The 18,989-nt window shown below is 64.9% G+C and carries 12 protein-coding genes; 4 read left to right on the top strand and 8 right to left on the bottom strand.

The window, feature by feature from the left end:
- Window positions 1–75: 75 nt before the first annotated feature.
- From zapE to typA, 5 genes are all read right to left on the bottom strand, one after another.
- Window positions 76–1,173, bottom strand: a complete 1,098-nt coding sequence (zapE, locus tag BAMB_RS07050) for a cell division protein ZapE (protein ID WP_011656697.1) — start codon at window positions 1,171–1,173, stop codon at window positions 76–78.
- A 99-nt stretch (window positions 1,174–1,272) separates the two neighbouring features.
- On the bottom strand, window positions 1,273–2,703 hold the full coding sequence (gene lpdA, locus BAMB_RS07045; protein ID WP_011656696.1) for a dihydrolipoyl dehydrogenase: 1,431 nt from the start codon (window positions 2,701–2,703) through the stop codon (window positions 1,273–1,275).
- A gap of 81 nt (window positions 2,704–2,784) precedes the next feature.
- Window positions 2,785–4,062, bottom strand: coding sequence for a 2-oxoglutarate dehydrogenase complex dihydrolipoyllysine-residue succinyltransferase (gene odhB, locus BAMB_RS07040; protein WP_011656695.1), 1,278 nt, complete (start codon window positions 4,060–4,062; stop codon window positions 2,785–2,787).
- A 135-nt stretch (window positions 4,063–4,197) separates the two neighbouring features.
- The gene (locus tag BAMB_RS07035; protein WP_006752281.1) at window positions 4,198–7,062 is read right to left on the bottom strand and encodes a 2-oxoglutarate dehydrogenase E1 component; all 2,865 of its coding nucleotides are present in this window, start codon (window positions 7,060–7,062) and stop codon (window positions 4,198–4,200) included.
- 317 nt (window positions 7,063–7,379) lie between these two features.
- Window positions 7,380–9,206: a translational GTPase TypA gene (gene typA, locus BAMB_RS07030; RefSeq protein ID WP_006752282.1), complete on the bottom strand. Its 1,827-nt coding sequence runs from the start codon at window positions 9,204–9,206 to the stop codon at window positions 7,380–7,382.
- Window positions 9,207–9,528: 322 nt separating this feature from the next.
- Between typA and BAMB_RS07025 the strand changes: the two genes are divergently transcribed.
- From BAMB_RS07025 to BAMB_RS07010, 4 genes are all read left to right on the top strand, one after another.
- Window positions 9,529–10,023 (top strand): MarR family winged helix-turn-helix transcriptional regulator, encoded by a 495-nt coding sequence (locus BAMB_RS07025; protein WP_011656694.1) that lies wholly within the window; start codon window positions 9,529–9,531, stop codon window positions 10,021–10,023.
- 84 nt (window positions 10,024–10,107) lie between these two features.
- Window positions 10,108–11,604 carry an efflux transporter outer membrane subunit gene (locus BAMB_RS07020; RefSeq protein ID WP_011656693.1) on the top strand — a complete coding sequence of 499 codons (1,497 nt, stop codon included), beginning with the start codon at window positions 10,108–10,110 and terminating at the stop codon, window positions 11,602–11,604.
- Window positions 11,605–11,656: 52 nt separating this feature from the next.
- A complete protein-coding gene (locus BAMB_RS07015; RefSeq protein WP_011656692.1) occupies window positions 11,657–12,880 on the top strand; it encodes an HlyD/EmrA/EmrK family protein in 1,224 nt (407 codons plus the stop codon).
- Between the two features lie 28 nt (window positions 12,881–12,908).
- Window positions 12,909–14,468, top strand: coding sequence for a DHA2 family efflux MFS transporter permease subunit (locus tag BAMB_RS07010; RefSeq protein WP_011656691.1), 1,560 nt, complete (start codon window positions 12,909–12,911; stop codon window positions 14,466–14,468).
- Between the two features lie 95 nt (window positions 14,469–14,563).
- Here the strand turns inward: BAMB_RS07010 and truB are convergent, their stop codons facing one another.
- The 3 genes from truB to infB all read right to left on the bottom strand — a co-directional run bounded on the left by truB (window position 14,564) and on the right by infB (window position 18,938).
- Complete coding sequence (gene truB, locus BAMB_RS07005; RefSeq protein ID WP_011656690.1) at window positions 14,564–15,496, bottom strand: tRNA pseudouridine(55) synthase TruB; 933 nt, start codon at window positions 15,494–15,496, stop codon at window positions 14,564–14,566.
- A 13-nt stretch (window positions 15,497–15,509) separates the two neighbouring features.
- The gene (gene rbfA, locus BAMB_RS07000) at window positions 15,510–15,908 is read right to left on the bottom strand and encodes a 30S ribosome-binding factor RbfA (RefSeq protein ID WP_006752288.1); all 399 of its coding nucleotides are present in this window, start codon (window positions 15,906–15,908) and stop codon (window positions 15,510–15,512) included.
- Between the two features lie 114 nt (window positions 15,909–16,022).
- The gene (gene infB, locus BAMB_RS06995; protein ID WP_011656689.1) at window positions 16,023–18,938 is read right to left on the bottom strand and encodes a translation initiation factor IF-2; all 2,916 of its coding nucleotides are present in this window, start codon (window positions 18,936–18,938) and stop codon (window positions 16,023–16,025) included.
- Window positions 18,939–18,989: the final 51 nt, after the last annotated feature.

The raw sequence follows: 18,989 nt of genomic DNA, 5'->3' as shown, positions 1-18,989 counted from the left end.
TCCGAAAATACCCGGGGATCGCGATAATTTGACCGGAATTGACGTTTAAAGCCCGTCATTTATCGAAAACTACGCTCAGGTCAGCGAAGTATCGACGATGCGACGCGGCGTTTCAATGTATTCCTTCGACTGCATCTCGACGATCCGCGACACCGTGCGCGCGAACTCGTTCGCCATCGGCCCTTCGATGTACAGTTGCTCCGCCGGCACCGCCGCCGACATCAGCAGCTTGACCTTGTGGTCGTACAGCACGTCGATGAGCCACGTGAAGCGCCGCGCCTCCGATGCCATGCGCGGCGACATCTGCGGCACTTCGGACAGCACGATCGCGTGAAAACGGCTCGCCAGCTCGAGATAGTCGTTCTGCGAACGCGGGCCGCCGCAGAGCGTCGCGAAATCGAACCAGACGACCCCGTCGGCCTTGCGCAACGCCTTCAGTTCACGCTTCTCGATATGCAGGATCGGGCTTTCGTCGGGCACCGCGGCGAGCTTCGCGAATGCATGACGCAGTTCGCGATCGGCGTCCGCGCCGAGCGGCGTGTGATACATCCGCACCTGCGCGAGCGTGCGCTGGCGATAGTCGACGCCCGCGTCGACGTTCAGCACGGCGAGCTTTTCCTTGATCAGCGCGATCGCCGGCAGCATGCGGTCGCGATGCAGGCCATCGGGATACAGGTCGTCGGGATCGTAGTTGGACGTCATCACGAACTGCACGCCGTTGTTGAACAGGCGATCGAGCAGCCGGTACAGGATCATCGCGTCCGCGATGTCCGACACGTGGAATTCGTCGAAGCAGATCAGCCGGTAGCGCTTCGCGATGCGTCGCGCGAGTTCGTCGAGCGGATCGGCCTGCCCTTTCAGCTCCTCGAGTTCGCGGTGCACTTCGCGCATGAATTCGTGGAAGTGCAGGCGCGTCTTGCGCTGCACGGGCACCACCGCGTAAAAGCTGTCCATCAGGAAGCTCTTGCCGCGGCCGACGCCGCCCCACATGTAGACACCACGCGGCAGGTCCGGATGATTGATGAGCTTCTTGAACGCGTTCGAGCGGCGCGCCTTGTAGTCGACCCACTCGTCGAAGCAGTGCTGCAGGCGGTCGACGGCCGCGCGCTGCGCGGGATCGGACTGATAGCCGCGCGTGGTCAATTCGCGCGTGTAGTATTCGGTGACGTTCATCGGGCAAACCGGAAAAAACGAAGGCGAGCGGGAAACTCCCGCCCGCCTTCGTCATGAGACGGCTACGCCGACCAAAGGCCGGCCGCCGCTATACCGCACTCAGCTGTTCAGCGAGCGCTTGTCGACGGCGAGCGCCGCTTCGCGCATCACTTCCGACATCGACGGGTGCGGATGGCAGATGCGTGCGATGTCTTCCGACGCCGCCTTGAACTCCATCGCCACCACGGCTTCGGCGATCAGGTCCGACGCGTTCGCCCCGATCACATGCACGCCGAGCAGTTCGTCGGTCTTCGCGTCCGCGATCATCTTCACGAAACCGTCCGGCGCGTTCATGCCGAGCGCGCGACCGTTGATCGAGAACGGGAACTTGCCCGACTTGATCTCGCGGCCTTCGGCCTTCAGCTGCTGCTCCGTCTTGCCGACCCAGGCGATTTCCGGGTACGTGTAGATCACCCACGGAATGCAGTTGTAGTCGATGTGCGGCTTCTGGCCGTCGATCACTTCCGCGACCAGCACGCCTTCGTCTTCCGCCTTGTGCGCGAGCATCGGGCCGCGCACCACGTCGCCGATCGCGTAGACGTTCGGCACGGCCGTACGGCAGTGGTCGTCCACGTCGATGAAGCCGCGCTCGTTCGCCTTCAGGCCGATTGCCTCGAGGCCGAGGTTGTCGGTGTTCGGCACGCGGCCGACCGACACGATCAGGCGGTCGGCGTCGAGCGTCTGCGCGTTGCCGTCCTTGTCCGTGTAAGCGATCGACACGCCATCTGCGGTCGTCTTCACGTCACCGATCTTCACGCCGAGATGGATGTCGAGGCCCTGCTTCTTGAACAGCTTGGCCGCTTCCTTCGCGAGCGCTTCGTCGGCCGCGCCGAGGAACGCCGGCAGCGCTTCGAGCACCGTCACTTCGGCACCGAGGCGACGCCACACCGAGCCGAGCTCGAGGCCGATCACGCCCGCGCCGATCACGGCGAGCTTCTTCGGCACCGACTCGAACGTCAGCGCACCTTCGTTGTCCGACACGATCTTGTTGTCGACCGGGACGTTCGGCAGGTGACGCGCCTTCGAGCCCGTCGCGATGATCACGTTCTTCGCGGTGACGACTTCGGTTTCACCTTCGCCGCTCACTTCGATCTGCACACCGGCGTCGGTCTTGCCGGTGAACTTGCCATGGCCCTTCAGCCAGGTGATCTTGTTCTTCTTGAACAGGAACTCGATCCCGCTCGTCATCTTCTCGACGATCGCGTCCTTGCGGCCGAGCATCTTCGCGACGTCGATCTTCACGCCGTCGACCGTGATGCCGTGGTCGGCCAGGTGATGCGACGTGTTCTCGAACTCCTCCGACGACGCGAGCAGCGCCTTCGACGGAATGCAGCCGACGTTCAGGCAGGTGCCGCCGAGCTTCAGCGCGCCGGCCGGGTTCTTCCACTTCTCGATACAGGCAACGGTCTTGCCGAGCTGCGCGGCGCGAATCGCGGCGATGTAGCCACCGGGGCCGGCGCCGATCACGACGACGTCAAATTCCTTGGACATGACAATCCTTTCTACTTGTACGTCCGCACGCGCGCGCGGTGGCGCGAGCGTGCGGAACGGGTCAATGCAGTGAGACTCGGCTTACAGATCGAGCAGCAGGCGTGCCGGATCTTCCAGCGCATCCTTCATCGCGACGAGCGACAGCACGGCTTCGCGGCCGTCGATGATCCGGTGGTCGTACGACAGCGCCAGGTAGTTGATCGGACGGATCACGATCTGGCCGTTTTCGACAACCGGGCGCTCCTTCGTCGCGTGCACGCCGAGGATGGCCGACTGCGGCGGGTTGATGATCGGGGTCGACAGCATCGAGCCGAACACGCCGCCGTTCGAGATCGAGAACGTACCGCCCGTCATTTCCTCGATCGACAGCTTGCCGTCCTTCGCCTTCTGACCGAATTCGGCGATCTTCTTCTCGATCTCGGCGAGGCTCAGTTGATCCGCATTGCGCAGGATCGGCACGACCAGGCCGCGCGGCGAACCGACCGCGATACCGATGTCGAAGTAGCCGTGATAGACGATGTCGTTACCGTCGATCGACGCGTTCACCAGCGGGAACTTCTTCAGCGCGTGCACGGCCGCCTTCACGAAGAACGACATGAAGCCGAGCTTCACGCCATGTTCCTTCTCGAACTTGTCCTTGTACTTGTTACGCAGTTCCATGACCGGAGCCATGTTCACTTCGTTGAACGTCGTCAGGATCGCGTTGGTCTGCTGCGACTCGAGCAGACGCTCGGCGATACGCGCACGCAGGCGCGACATCGGCACGCGCTGTTCCGGACGGTCGTTCAGCCACGTCGCTGCCGACGCCGGCACCTTCACTTCCGGCAGCGCCGGCTTCGCAGCGGCGGTCTTCGCCGGGGCGGCGGCCGGAGCGGCCTTCGGTGCGCTGCCAGCTGCGAGCGCGTCGCCCTTCGTGACGCGGCCATCGCGGCCCGAACCTGCGACGTCGCCTGCCGACAGGCCCTTCTCGGCCAGCAGCTTCGACGCGGCCGGCGATGCGGCAGCCGAGCTCGATGCGACAGCGGCAGCCGGCTGGGCTGCCGGTGCGGCTGCAGCAGGTGCTGCTGCCGGCTTCACTTCGGCGGCGCCTGCGGCGGCTTCGGCAGCACCTGCCTTCGCTTCGGTGTCGATCGTCGCGATGATCTGGTCGGCAACGACCGTGTCACCGTCGTTCTGCAGCACTTGCGCGAGCACGCCCGCGGCCGGTGCCGGCACTTCGAGCACGACCTTGTCGGTCTCGAGTTCGATCAGGATTTCGTCCTGCGCGACTGCTTCGCCCGGCTTCTTCTTCCACTGCAGCATGGTGGCTTCCGACACCGACTCCGAAAGCTGGGGGACTTTGACTTCTACGATAGCCATGTGATTTTCCTGGATGCTTAATCTGGGTAATGACGAGGTTCGTGCGATTCCTTCGGCCGGAGCGGCGCGCGACGCGCCCGGCGGGCCAAAAGAGACGGGAAAGCGCCGCGCGCCTTCCCGTTTCGCTTCCGTCGGTTATTTCGCGATCGATGCGCTCTTCAGGCGGCCGAACGCACCTTCGATCAGTGCCTTCTGCTGCTCGTAGTGCTTCGCGTAGTAGCCAACCGCCGGCGAGGCCGAAGCCGGACGGCCGCTGTATGCCAGCTTCTGCCCTTCCTTCATGCCTTCCTTCAGGTGGTGCTCGACGTAGAACCAGGGGCCCTGGTTCTGCGGCTCGTCCTGCACCCAGACCACTTCAGTCGCGTTCTCGTACTTCTTCATTTCGGCTTCGAACTGCTTGTGCGCGAACGGATACAGCTGCTCGATACGGATGATCGCGACGTCGTTCGCCTTCGCTTCGCGGCGATGTGCGACGAGGTCGTAATACACGCGGCCCGAGCATGCCAGCACGCGCTTGACCTTCTTCGCGTCGATGCCGCCGTCGGTTTCGCCCAGCACCGGCTGGAACGAACCCTTCGCGAGTTCCGACAGATCCGACACCGCTTCCTTGTGGCGCAGCAGCGACTTCGGCGTCGCGACGATCAGCGGCTTGCGGAACAGACGGATCATCTGGCGACGCAGCAGGTGGAAAATCTGCGCCGGCGTCGTCGGCTGAACGACCTGCATGTTGTGATCGGCACACAGTTGCAGGAAACGCTCGATACGGGTCGACGAGTGTTCCGGACCCTGGCCTTCGTAGCCGTGCGGCAGCAGCATCGTGAGACCCGACACGCGGCCCCACTTCACTTCACCCGACGAAATGAACTGGTCGATCACGACCTGCGCACCGTTGACGAAGTCGCCGAACTGGGCTTCCCACAACACGAGCGTGTTCGGCTCGGCGGTCGAGTAACCGTATTCGAAGCCCAGCACCGCTTCTTCCGACAGCACCGAGTCGATCACCGTGAACTTCGCCTGACCTTCGGCGATGTTCTGCAGCGGCACGTACGTGCCGTCGTTCCAGCGCTCGCGGTTCTGGTCGTGCAGCACCGCGTGACGGTGCGTGAACGTGCCGCGGCCCGAGTCCTGGCCCGTCAGGCGCACCGAGTAGCCCGATGCGACGAGCGACGCGAATGCGAGGTGTTCGCCCATGCCCCAGTCGAGCGGCTGGTCGCCGCGCGCCATGTTGCGGCGGTCGTTGATCACGCGCTCGACGAGCGGGTGAACCTTGAAGTTTTCCGGGACCGTCGTGATGCGTTCGCCGAGGCGCTTCAGTTCGGCGAGCGGCACGGCCGTATCGGCTGCGTCCGTCCACTTGCGGTTCAGGAACGGAACCCAGTCGACCGCGTACTTGCTCTTGTAGTTCGACAGGACCGGATCCACCGTGTGGTGGCCGTCGTCCATCGCCTTGCGGTACGCCTTCACGTAGTTGTCGGCGTCTTCCGCGGTGATCACGCCCTGCTGCACGAGCTTCTCGGCGTACAGCGCACGGGTGCCCGGGTGCTGCGCGATCTTCTTGTACATCAGCGGCTGCGTGACGGCCGGCGTGTCCTGCTCGTTGTGACCCAGCTTGCGGAAGCAGACGATGTCGATCACGACATCCTTGTGGAACTGCATCCGGTAGTCGATCGCGATCTGGATCGCGAGCACGACGGCTTCCGGATCATCGCCGTTCACGTGCAGCACCGGCGCCTCGATCATCTTGACCACGTCGGTACAGTACAGCGTCGAGCGCGCGTCGCGCGGGTCGGACGTCGTGAAGCCGATCTGGTTGTTGATGACGATGTGCAGCGTGCCGTGCGTGCCGTAACCGCGCGTCTGCGCGAGGTTCAGCGTTTCCATCACGACGCCCTGGCCGGCGAAGGCCGCGTCGCCGTGGATCTGCACCGGCAGCACCTGCAGGCCGTCTTCGTCGCCGCGACGGTCCATCCGCGCCTTCGCGGAACCTTCGACCACCGGGTTCACGATTTCGAGGTGCGACGGGTTGAACGCGAGCGACAGGTGGACCGGGCCGCCTTCGGTCGACACGTCCGACGAGAAGCCCTTGTGATACTTCACGTCGCCGGCCGGCAGGTCGTCGACGTGCTTGCCTTCGAATTCGGCGAACAGGTCGGCCGGCATCTTGCCCAGCGTGTTGACCAGCACGTTCAGACGCCCGCGGTGCGCCATGCCGATGATGATTTCCTGCACGCCGCTCTTGCCTGCGTGCTGGACGACTTCGTCCATCGCCGCGATGAAGCTTTCGCCGCCTTCGAGCGAGAAGCGCTTCTGGCCGACGTACTTGGTGTGCAGATAGCGCTCGAGGCCTTCCGCTGCCGTCAGGCGATTCAGGATGTGCTTCTTCTTGTCGACCGAGAAGGCCGGCGTCGCGCGAGTCGATTCCAGGCGCTCCTGCCACCAGCGCTTCTGCTCCGGATCGCTGATGTACATGAACTCGGCGCCGATCGTGCCGCAGTACGTGTCACGCAGGCCCTTGACGATGTCGCGCAGCGAAGCCTGGTCGAAACCGAAATACAGGTTGCTTGCGCTGTAGGTCTGGTCGAGGTCGCCTTCGGAGAAGTCGTAGAACGCGGGTTCGAGCTCGGGAATGGCGGGACGTTCGCGACGCTTCAGCGGATCCAGATTGGCCCATTGCGAGCCGAGGAAGCGATAGGCGCTGATGAGGGACTGGACGTGGACCTGCTTGCGCGCGGTCGCCAGATTGCTGGTGCTTTCGCGCGGGATGAAGGCATTGGCCTTCGCACGCTCGGCGAACGATTCGACGATCGGAAAATGAGCGACGTCATTGGCGGTCGAGCCGTCGGTTGCAGGCACGTTCTGCAGCGCGTCGAAATACTCTCGCCAGTTCTCCGGCACCGATGCCGGATTGTTGAGGTATGCATCGTACAGTTCTTCAACGTACGAAGCATTGCCGCCGAACAGATAGGAGTTCAGCTGAAACTGCTTCATTACATCTGACATTTTACGCTCACCTTTCTTCGAGCTTCTCGAGAAATAGCGGGTTGCTCAACCTTCCGCGACACGGCCTGACCGTTTAGCGGATTGCGAATCAAGTCTTGCTTGGAAGGACCTAAAACTTGCGTGCGCGCAGCATATCACAGAACCGATACCGAAGTTCACGGCGAGATGCGCCCGGAAGCACCGTACGACGGGGTTTTGCCCGATTGCCACGACACCGGGGAACAGTGTTTTGCAACCGCTCCGGTTGCACCTCGCGAGAATGCAAAAAAGCTGCCCGAAGGCAGCCTTTTTTCGTCATGCACGGGAACGATCGATGCTTAGTCGACCGCGCCTTCGCGGCTCGCGCGGCGACGCTCGTGCTCCTTCAGGAAGCGCTTGCGCAGGCGAATCGACTGCGGCGTCACTTCGACGAGCTCGTCGTCGTCGATGAATTCGACCGCGTATTCGAGCGACATCTGGACCGGCGGCACGAGACGCACGGCTTCGTCGGTACCCGACGCACGCACGTTGGTCAGCTGCTTGCCCTTGATCGGGTTCACGACGAGGTCGTTGTCGCGGCTGTGGATGCCGATGATCATGCCCTCATACAGCGCGTCGCCCGGCTTCACGAACATGCGACCGCGATCCTGCAGCTTCCACAGTGCGTATGCCACTGCCGCGCCGTCGTCCTGCGAGATCAGCACGCCGTTGCGGCGCTCGAAGACCGAGCCGTCCTTGACCGGTGCGTACGAGTCGAAGATGTGGCTCATCAGGCCCGTGCCGCGCGTGAGCGTCAGGAACTCGCTCTGGAAGCCGATCAGGCCACGCGCCGAGATCTTGTATTCCAGACGCGTGCGGCCGCGGCCGTCCGACGCCATGTCGAGCATTTCGCCCTTGCGGCGGCCGAGCTCTTCCATCACGCCGCCCTGGTGCTCGTCTTCGACGTCGACGGTCAGCAGCTCGTACGGCTCGTGGCGCACGCCGTCGATTTCCTGCATCACGACGCGCGGACGCGACACGGCCAGCTCATAGCCTTCACGGCGCATGTTTTCGACGAGAATCGTCAGGTGCAGTTCGCCGCGGCCCGACACTTCGAACACCGTTTCGTCGCCCGTGTCCTTCACGCGCAGCGCGACGTTGTGGTTCAGTTCCTTCATCAGGCGATCGCGGATCTGGCGGCTCGTGACGAACTTGCCTTCGCGGCCGGCCAGCGGCGACGAGTTGACGAGGAAGTTCATCGTCAGCGTCGGCTCGTCGACGGTGATCATCGGCAGCGCTTCCGGCGTATCCACCGCGCAGATCGTCGCGCCGATGCCGACATCTTCAATACCGTTGATCAGCACGATGTCGCCTGCTTCGGCCGAGTCGACCTGCACGCGCTCGAGGCCCGTGAACGACAGCACCTGGTTGATCTTGCGGTTCAGCACATCGCCTTCCGGGCCGAAGCGCATCGCGACCGGCTGACCCGGCTTGATGCGGCCACGCGTGATGCGGCCGACGCCGATCCGGCCGACGTACGTCGAATAGTCGAGCGACGTGATCTGCAGCTGCAGCGGCGCGTCCGGATCGGCCGGACGGACCGGCACGTGCTGGAGGACCGCCTCGAACAGCGGGCGCATGTCGCCCTCGCGCGCGGCCGGATCGAGCGACGCATAGCCGTTCAGGCCCGATGCGTAGACGATCGGGAAGTCGAGCTGCTCTTCGGTCGCGCCCAGCTTGTCGAACAGGTCGAAGGTCTGGTTGATGACCCAGTCGATCCGCGCACCCGGACGATCGATCTTGTTGACGATGACGATCGGCTTCAGGCCGAGCGCGAGCGCCTTCTTCGTGACGAAGCGGGTCTGCGGCATCGGGCCTTCGACCGCGTCGACGAGCAGCAGCACCGAGTCGACCATCGACAGCACGCGCTCCACTTCGCCGCCGAAGTCCGCGTGCCCCGGCGTGTCGACGATGTTGATGTGCGTGCCTTCGTATTCGACCGCGCAGTTCTTCGCGAGAATCGTGATCCCGCGCTCTTTTTCGATGTCGTTCGAGTCCATCACCCGTTCGGCAATCTGCTGGTTCTCGCGGAAGGTGCCGGACTGGCGGAGCAGTTGGTCGACGAGCGTGGTCTTGCCGTGGTCGACGTGGGCGATGATGGCGATATTGCGAAGGGCGCGGGTCATAGAAACCTGGAAATCGTTGAACGCGCAAACGCGCACGCTCGTCAGTCCGTGGGACACGTGCGCGCGCGTTGCAGCTTGGAAACCACAAATTATAGCACGTGAGCGTGGCGGCAGCCGGACTCTTCGTTGCAGCGCAACAAACCACCCGCCCTACGGCTGCCCCGCTCCGGATCCACGGGCCCGGCGGCACGCCGAAGACCCTGACGCCGACAAGGGGATTTTGGGGCGCGGAGCGCGCCCTCGCCCGTTCAATTAACATTTGCCGCGGCAAGCAATTGTGCCTATACTGCTGCCTAGTCAACTATTGCAGCCTCAGGGTTTTATGTCGGATTCTCCTTCCCAACCGCCTGTTTCGCCGCTGTCCTCGTATCAGATGAACGACAGCGTCGGTTATCTGATGTCGCGTGTGAAATCGGTGATGACCAACCTCGTCACGCAGCGCACGCAGGAAGAGCTCGGCATCACCGGCACGCAGGCGAGCATGCTGTTCATGATCGCGGTCGGCAGATGCTCGACGGCCGCCGAGCTCGCGCGGGAATACGGGATCGACGCGAGCGCGGTCACGCGCCTGCTCGATCGCGTCGAGAAGCGCGGGCTGCTGTCCCGCGTGCGCAGCATCGAGGATCGGCGGGTCGTGCGGCTCGAGCTGACCGACGAAGGCCGGGCGCTTGCCGAGCGGCTGCCGCCGGTGTTCCGCAGCGTGCTCGACGAGCTGCTCGGCGGATTTACGCCGGAAGAAGTCGGGTTCCTCAAGAGCATGCTGCGCCGCATTCTCAGCAATTATTGCGAGAACGCCGGCGGTGGCGCCCCGCAATAGTTGCCATAACAATTACTTTTGACAGATTAATGTAAGGAAATCCTTGCAGTGTCCATCATTCATTCCGAGTCAGGGAACAGCGCGATGAAACCCTCCCCGTTGTCCGTGCGCGCCGGGTCGTGCCGCGCCGCCGTCGCCGCCGCGGTTGCCGCGCTGGCGCTGGCGGGCTGCGCAAACTACATCGGCATCAAGAGCGACAAGCAGATCGCGCCCGCATCGCAATTCGACACCACGCAGAGCCTGCCGGCCCAGGGCGGCCAGTGGCCGGCGCTCGACTGGGCCAACCAGTTCGGCGATCCGCAGCTGCCGAAGTTGATCGACGAAGCGCTCGAGGGCAGCCCGTCGATCGCGCAGGCGCAGGCGCGCATCGCGAAAGCATCGTCGTACATCGAATCGTCGCGCTCGAACCTGATGCCGAAGGCCGAAGCTAGCTACTCGTGGACGCGCGAGCTGTATTCGTCGAACGCACTGTTCCCGCCGCCGTACGGCGGCCAGTGGTACAGCGAGAACAATGCGCTCGCGAGCGCGTCGTGGGATCTCGACCTGTGGGGCAAGAATCGCGAGCGCCTGCACACGGCCGTGTCGCAGGAAAAGGCCGCGGAAGCCGACATGCAGCAGGCGCGCATCACGCTCGCGGCGTCGGTCGCCCGCACCTACAACTCGCTCGCGCAACTCTATGCGCTGCGCGACATCGCGCAACGCGAGATCACCAACCGCCAGACGGTCGGCAAGATCACCGACGGCCGCGTGTCGGCCGGCCTCGACACCAACGTCGAACGCCAGACCGCGCGCGGCAATATCGCGACGACCCAGGCGTCGCTGTCCGACCTCGACGGCCAGATCACGACCGTGCGCTACCAGCTCGCCGCGCTGCTCGGCAAGGGTCCGGACCGCGGGCTGCAGATCGCCGCGCCGGTGCTGAGCCCGGCGGGCGACGTCGCGCTGCCCGGCAACCTGCCGGCCGACCTCGTGTCGCGCCGCCCCGACATCGTCGCCGCGCGCTGGCAGGTCGAGGCCGCGATGCACGACGTGAAGGAAGCGAAGGCCGAATTCTTCCCGGATGTGAACCTCGCGGCCGGCTTCGGCTTCGATGCGTTCGGCTGGGGCAAATTCCTGAATTTCGCGAGCCGCCAGGCGCAGTTCGGCCCGGCCATCCATCTGCCGATCTTCGATGCCGGCGCGTTGCGCGCGCAGCTCAAGGGCCGTTATGCGGACTTCGACCTGTCGGTCGCGAACTACAACCAGACGCTGATCAACGCGCTGAACGACGTCGCGACGCAGGTCGCGTCGATCCGCGCGGTCGATCGCCAGATGGACGACGCGCAGCGTGCGCTCGACGCGTCGACGCGCGCTTACGATCTCGCCGTGATCCGCTACAAGGCCGGCCTGTCGCCCCAGCTCCAGGTGCTGACCGCGGACAGCAACCGCCTCGCATCGGAACAGACGGTGACCAACCTGAAGATGCGCCGGCGCGACATGCAGCTCGCGCTGATCAAGGCGCTCGGCGGCGGGTTCGACGCGACCGGCACGCGGCTCGCCGCGCCCGACGCCGACAAGCCGACGAAACAGGCCGCCAACTGATCCGGCGCCACCACTACGCAGACACTCGAAATAACGGACGGAGAAAATCGCCATGAGCGACCCTCAACAAAACGCCGCCAGCGCACAGCCGCAGAACAACGGGAAGCGCAAACGGATGATGACGCTGCTGATCGCGGTCATCGTGATCGCGGCCATCGCGTACGGCCTGTACTACTTCCTCGTCGCGCGCTTCCATGAAGAGACCGACGACGCGTACGTAAACGGCAACGTCGTGCAGATCACGCCGCAGATCACGGGTACCGTGATCGCCGTGAAGGCCGACGATACGCAGACGGTCAAGGCCGGCGACCCGCTCGTCGTGCTCGACCCGGCCGACTCGCAGGTCGCACTGCAGCAGGCCGAGGCCAATCTCGCGCAGACGGTGCGCCAGGTGCGCGGCCTGTTCGTCAACGACGATCAATACCGTGCGCAAGTCGCGCTGCGCCAGTCCGACCTGTCGAAGGCGCAGGACGACCTGCGCCGCCGCGTGGCCGTCGCGCAGACGGGCGCCGTGTCGCAGGAAGAAATCTCCCACGCACGCGACGCGGTGCGCGCCGCCCAGGCGTCGGTCGACGCGGCGCAACAGCAGCTCGCATCGAACCGCGCGCTGACCGCGAACACGACGATCGCGTCGCACCCGAACGTGATGGCTGCCGCGGCGAAGGTGCGCGACGCCTACCTCGCGAACGCGCGTAACGTGCTGCCCGCGCCGGTCACCGGCTATGTCGCGAAGCGCTCGGTGCAGGTCGGCCAGCGCGTGTCGCCGGGCAACCCGCTGATGTCGGTCGTGCCGCTGAATGCGGTGTGGGTCGACGCGAACTTCAAGGAAGTCCAGCTCAAGCACATGCGCATCGGCCAGCCGGTCGAGCTGACGGCCGACATCTACGGCTCGTCGGCGGTCTACCACGGCAAGGTCGTCGGCTTCTCGGCCGGGACGGGCTCGGCGTTCTCGCTGCTGCCGGCGCAGAACGCGACGGGCAACTGGATTAAGGTCGTGCAGCGCCTGCCGGTGCGTATCGAGATCGATCCGAAGGAGCTCGAGAAGCACCCGCTGCGCATCGGCCTGTCGATGCAGGTCGACGTCAACATCAAGGACGAGCGCGGCGACCAGCTCGCCAACGCGCAGAACACCGTCTACGAGACCAACGTGTTCGCGAAGTACGGCGATGAAGCCGACGCCGAGATCGCACGCATCATCGCCGAAAACGCGGGCGGCAACGCAGCGGCACCGGCCGCGGCTGCAGCGAAATCGAGCGGCACCGCCAAGATGATGTAACGACTCCGACTCCGGAAAAACTACCGACATGGCACAGGCTCCAGTCTCCCACCCGCCCCTGCAGGGCGGGCAACTCGTGCTCGGGACGATCGCGGTATCGCTCGCGGTGTTCATGAACGTGCTCGACACGTCCATCGCGAACGTCGCGATCCCGACCATCTCGGGCGACCTCGGCGTATCGTCCGACCAGGGTACGTGGGTCATCACGTCGTTCGCGGTCGCGAACGCGATCTCCGTGCCGCTGACGGGTTGGCTGACCGATCGCTTCGGACAGGTTCGCCTGTTTCTCGCGTCGATCCTCCTGTTCGTCATCTCGTCGTGGATGTGCGGGCTGGCGCCGACCCTGCCGTTCCTGCTCGCGTCGCGCGTGCTGCAAGGCGCGGTCGCGGGGCCGATGATTCCGCTGTCGCAATCGCTGCTGCTGTCGAGCTACCCGCGCGCGAAGGCGCCGATGGCGCTCGCGCTGTGGTCGATGACGACGCTGATCGCACCGGTCGCGGGCCCGATCCTCGGCGGCTGGATCTCCGACAACTATTCGTGGCCGTGGATCTTCTACGTGAACATCCCGGTCGGCATCGCCGCCGCGCTGGCCACGTGGTCGATCTATCGCACGCGCGAATCGACGGTGCGCCGCGCGCCGATCGACGGCGTCGGCCTCGCGCTGCTCGTGCTTTGGGTCGGTTCGCTGCAGATCATGCTCGACAAGGGCAAGGATCTCGACTGGTTCGCGTCGACGACGATCATCGCGCTCGCGCTGATCGCGGTCATCTCGTTCGCGTTCTTCGTGATCTGGGAGCTGACGGCCGAACATCCGGTCGTCGACCTGTCGCTGTTCCGCATGCGCAATTTCACGGGCGGCACGATTGCGCTCGCGGTCGGCTACGGGCTCTACTTCGGCAACCTCGTGCTGCTGCCGCTGTGGCTGCAGACGCAGATCGGCTACACGGCCACCGATGCGGGCCTCGTGATGGCGCCCGTCGGGCTGTTCGCGATCCTGCTGTCGCCGCTGACCGGCAAGTTCCTGCCGCGCACGGACCCGCGCTACATCGCGACCGCCGCGTTCCTCACGTTCGCGCTGTGCTTCTGGATGCGCTCGCGCTACACGACCGGCGTCGACGAGTGGTCACTGACGCTGCCGACGCTCGTGCAAGGCATCGCGATGGCCGGCTTCTTCATCCCGCTCGTGTCGATCACGCTGTCCGGCCTGCCCGGCCATCGCATTCCTGCGGCGTCGGGCCTGTCGAACTTCGTGCGGATCATGTGCGGCGGCATCGGCACGTCGATCTTCCAGACTGCGTGGGATCACCGGAACAACTTCCACCACGCGCAACTGGTCGAGCAGGCGAACCCGTACAACCCGACGTTCAACCAGGCTGTCACTCAGATGGGCAACCTCGGGCTGACGCAGAATCAGGCGCACGGCCTCATCAACAACATGGCCACGCAGCAGGCCGCGCAACTGGGCGTGAACGATCTGTTCTATATCTCGGCGGCGATCTTCGTGCTGCTGATCGGACTCATCTGGATCACGAAGCCCGAACGCGCGGGCGGCGGCGATGCGGGGGCGGCGGCGTCGGCTGCGCACTGAGCACCGCGCTCGAACGCGCGCGCCAAACAAAATAGCCCGGTCGATTCCGACCGGGCTATTTTTTTATTCCGACGGCGGCGCTTGCGCGCCGCGCATCACGCAGCCGTCACGACCAGGCGTTCGGGTGCGAGCACGCCGTTGGCCTTGCGCGCCACGCCGAGCAGCCGTGCCGCATCGTACACGCGCACACGCTCGCCCTCTGCCGCATCGATCGGATCGAGCGCCGACAGCGGCAAGCGCTGACCATGCAGGAACCGCTTCGCGCCGGCTTCGTCGAGACGCACCAGCGGAAACGTCGACAACAGCGCGTCGACCGGCTGAAGCCACGCATCGCGCGCCGCTTCGTCCGCATCGGACAGCGCGTCGAGCGTCACCGCATGCTCGAGCGTCAGCGCGCCGACACCCGTACGACGCAACATCGTCAGATGCGCGCCGCAACCGAGCGCTTCGCCGATATCTTCGGCCAGCGTACGCACATACGTGCCCTTGCTGCAGGTCACGCGAAACGTCACGTCCGGCAGCTCGCAGGCCAGCAGGTCGAGTGCAAGAATCGTCACGTTGCGGCCTTCCCGTTCGACCGTCTGGCCCGCGCGCGCATATTCGTACAGCGGCTTGCCGTCGCGCTTGAGCGCCGAATACATCGGCGGCACCTGCACGATCTCGCCGGTAAAACGTGCGAGTGCGGCTTCCACCGCCGCGCGATCGCATTCGACCGCGCGTGTGTCGAGCACGTCGCCTTCCGCGTCGCCGGTGGTCGTGCGCACGCCCAGACGCATCGTCGCTTCGTAGGTCTTGTCCGCTTCCAGCAAGTCCTGCGAGAACTTCGTCGCCTCGCCGAAGCACAACGGCAACAGGCCCGAGGCCAGCGGATCGAGCGTGCCGGTGTGACCGGCTTTCTTCGCGAGAAGCAGGCGCTTCGCGCGAATCAGGGCGTCGTTGCTCGACAGGCCGACCGGCTTGTCGAGCAGGAGGACGCCGTCCAGCGCGCGCCGGGGCACGCGCGGACGCTGGGAGGCTGCATTCGTCATAGGGCGCGCGCGCTCAATCGTCCTTCGCGGGCGCGTCGGCTTCGTCGTCGTCCTTCGCGCGCGTCGAGTTGGCCTCCTTGATGAGGCGCGACATTTCCACGGCCTTCTCGATCGTCTGGTCGTAATGGAAATGCAGCGTCGGCACCGTATGAATATGCAGGCGCTTGAACAGCAGGTTGTGAAGGTGACCCGACGCGTGGTTCAGCGCTTCCTGCGTCTTGTCCGGATCGCCGGTGAGCGCCGTGAAATAGATCTTTGCGTGCGCGTAGTCCGGCGTGAGCTCCACGCTCTGGATGGTTACGATACCGATGCGCGGGTCTTTGACCTCGCGCATGATGAGTTCGGACAGATCGCGCTGAATCTGGTCGGCGATCTGAACGTTGCGATTGGGGGAAGTACGTTTCCTGGACATGATCCATCCCTGATTCGTTTATCAGGATAATGCGGCCGCCGTCTGGCGCGCCGCCATGAAAATGGGCGGGACAGGCCCACAAGCCTGCCCCGCCCACGAGCCGATACGCGACGATTACAGCGTACGCGCGACTTCGGTCACTTCGAAGACTTCGAACTGGTCGCCTTCGGTGACGTCGTTGAAGTTCTTCACCGACATACCGCACTCGAAGCCTTGCTTCACTTCCTTCACGTCGTCCTTGAAGCGCTTCAGCGATTCGAGTTCGCCCGTGAAGATCACGACGTTGTTGCGCAGTACACGCACCGACGACGAGCGCTTGACGATACCGTCCGTGACCATACAGCCGGCGACCGTGCCGATCTTCGGCACCTTGAACACCTGGCGCACCTCGACCATACCGGTGATGACCTCGCGCTTCTCCGGCGCCAGCATGCCCGACATCGCGGCCTTCACCTCATCCACTGCGTCGTAGATGATGTTGTAGTAGCGGATGTCGATACCGTTCGATTCGGCCAGCTTGCGCGCCTGTGCATCCGCACGCGTGTTGAAGCCGATGATGACCGCCTTCGATGCCGTCGCGAGGTTGACGTCGTTTTCGCTGATGCCGCCCACCGCGCTGTGCACGATCTGCACGCGCACTTCGTCGGTCGACAGCTTGAGCAGCGACTGCACGAGCGCTTCCTGCGAGCCCTGCACGTCCGCCTTGATGATGAGCGGCAGGTTCTGCACTTCGCCTTCGCCCATCTGCTCGAGCATGCTTTCCAGCTTCGCGGCCTGCTGCTTCGCCAGCTTGACGTCGCGGAACTTGCCCTGGCGGAACAGCGCGATTTCGCGCGCCTTGCGCTCGTCCGGCAGTACGATGACTTCCTCACCGGCACCCGGCACTTCCGACAGACCCTGGATTTCGACCGGGATCGACGGGCCGGCTTCCTTCGTCGGCTTGCCGTTCTCGTCGAGCATCGCACGCACGCGGCCATAAGCCGAGCCTGCGAGCACGACGTCGCCGCGGTTCAGCGTACCCGACTGCACCAGGATCGTCGCGACCGGGCCCTTGCCCTTGTCCAGCTTCGCTTCGATCACGATGCCCTTGGCCGGCGCCTCGATCGGTGCCTTCAGTTCCAGCACTTCGGCCTGCAGCAGCACGTTCTCGAGCAGGTCGTCGATACCGACGCCCGTCTTGGCCGACACCGGCACGAACGGCGAATCGCCACCGTATTCTTCCGGCACGACGCCTTCCGCGACCAGTTCCTGCTTGACGCGGTCCGGGTTCGCTTCCGGCTTGTCGATCTTGTTGATCGCCACGACGATCGGCACGCCACCCGCCTTCGCGTGAGCGATGGCTTCCTTCGTCTGCGGCATCACGCCGTCGTCGGCAGCCACCACCAGCACCACGATGTCGGTCGCCTTCGCGCCGCGTGCACGCATTGCCGTGAACGCTTCGTGACCCGGCGTATCGAGGAACGTGATGACACCGCGCGGCGTTTCGACGTGGTATGCGCCGATGTGCTGCGTAATGCCGCCCGCTTCGCCCGCTGCAACCTTCGCGCGGCGGATGTGGTCGAGCAGCGAGGTCTTGCCGTGGTCGACGTGGCCCATCACGGTGACGACCGGCGGACGCGGCAGCTGCTCCGCATCGGTGGTGGTCTCGCCTTCGACCAGCAGCGCTTCCGGATCGTCCAGCTTCGCGGCAACCGCGCGGTGGCCCAGTTCCTCGACGACGATCATCGCCGTTTCCTGGTCCAGCACCTGGTTGATCGTGACCATCTGGCCCATCTTCATCATCACCTTGATGACTTCCGAGGCCTTGATCGACATCTTGTGTGCGAGATCGGCAACCGAGACGGTTTCCGGCACGTGCACTTCACGCACGATCGGTTCGGTCGGTGCCTGGAACGTCGATGCGCTGTCCTGGTGACGGCCACGACCCTTCGGGCCGCCGCGCCAGCCGCGGTCGACGCCGCCGCTCGAATCGCCGCGCGTCTTGATGCCGCGGCGCTTCGCTGCGTCGTCCTGCCAGCCGCCCTTGCCGCCACCCGGCTTCTTGTTGCGGTCGCCCGCACCTGCCGGTGCCGTGGTCGCCGGCGCTGCGCCGGCCGGCTTCTTCACGGCCGGACGTGCCGCGCTTGCGCCCGCCGGCTTTGCCGGCTTGTGCAGCGTGCCCTTCGCTTCGACCGGCTTCGGCGGTTCCACCGGCTTCGGCGGCTCGACTGCCTTGACCATGGCCTTGCGCGGCGTGTTCATCATTTCGCGGATCGCGCGCGCTTCGGCCTCGGCCGCCTCGCGACGCTTGCGAATCTCTTCCTGCTCGGCGCGCGTCTTGTCCGCCGCCTCGCGTGCAGCGTCCTCGGCCTTCTTCGCCGCTTCGCGCTGGGCCGCACGTTCGGCGGCCGCGCGTGCTTCGTCCTGCGCGGACTGCGCACCGGCCGTTTCCTGCTGAGCCTCGGCGGCCTGCTGGGCGGCAACCTGCTGTGCCTCTACGGCTGCGGCCGCGGCACGCTTCGCTGCCGCTTCTTCCTCGGCACGACGACGCTGGGCCTCGGCCGCTTCCTCGCGGGCGCGGCGCTCGGCTTCCTCGCGCTCGAGGCGCTCCTGGCGCTCGCGCAGTTCCTGCGCCTGCTTCTCGAGCAGCTCGGCCTCGCGGCGCGCTTCTTCCTCGCGACGCTTCAGTTCCGCATCGTCGTCCGCTTCGGCGACTTGCGCCTGACCCTGTTCCGCACCTTCGGCCACGTCGTCGCGCTTGACGAACGTACGCTTCTTGCGGACCTCGACCTGAATGGTGCGAGCCTTGCCCGTCGCGTCAGATTGCTTGATCTCCGACGTATGCTTGCGGGTCAGCGTGATCTTGCGCTTGTCGCCGTCGGTTGCGCCGTGCGACTTGCGCAAATGATCGAGCAGACGCGCCTTGTCCGCCTCGGACAGCGCATCGTCTTCACTCGCTTTCTGGACGCCCGCTGCCTGCAGCTGTTCGAGCAGCACACCAGCAGGCATTTTCAGTTCCGCGGCAAATTGGGCTACGTTGTTACTCGCCATTCATTCCTCTTAGTGCAAGGACCGATTCCTTGCGGTTAGCATCGGGTCAGG

The organism is Burkholderia ambifaria AMMD, assembly GCF_000203915.1.
Classification (GTDB): Bacteria; Pseudomonadota; Gammaproteobacteria; order Burkholderiales; family Burkholderiaceae; genus Burkholderia; species Burkholderia ambifaria.
The sequence above is the reverse complement of the archived record's forward strand: the minus strand, read 5'-3'. Positions and strand labels throughout refer to the sequence as shown.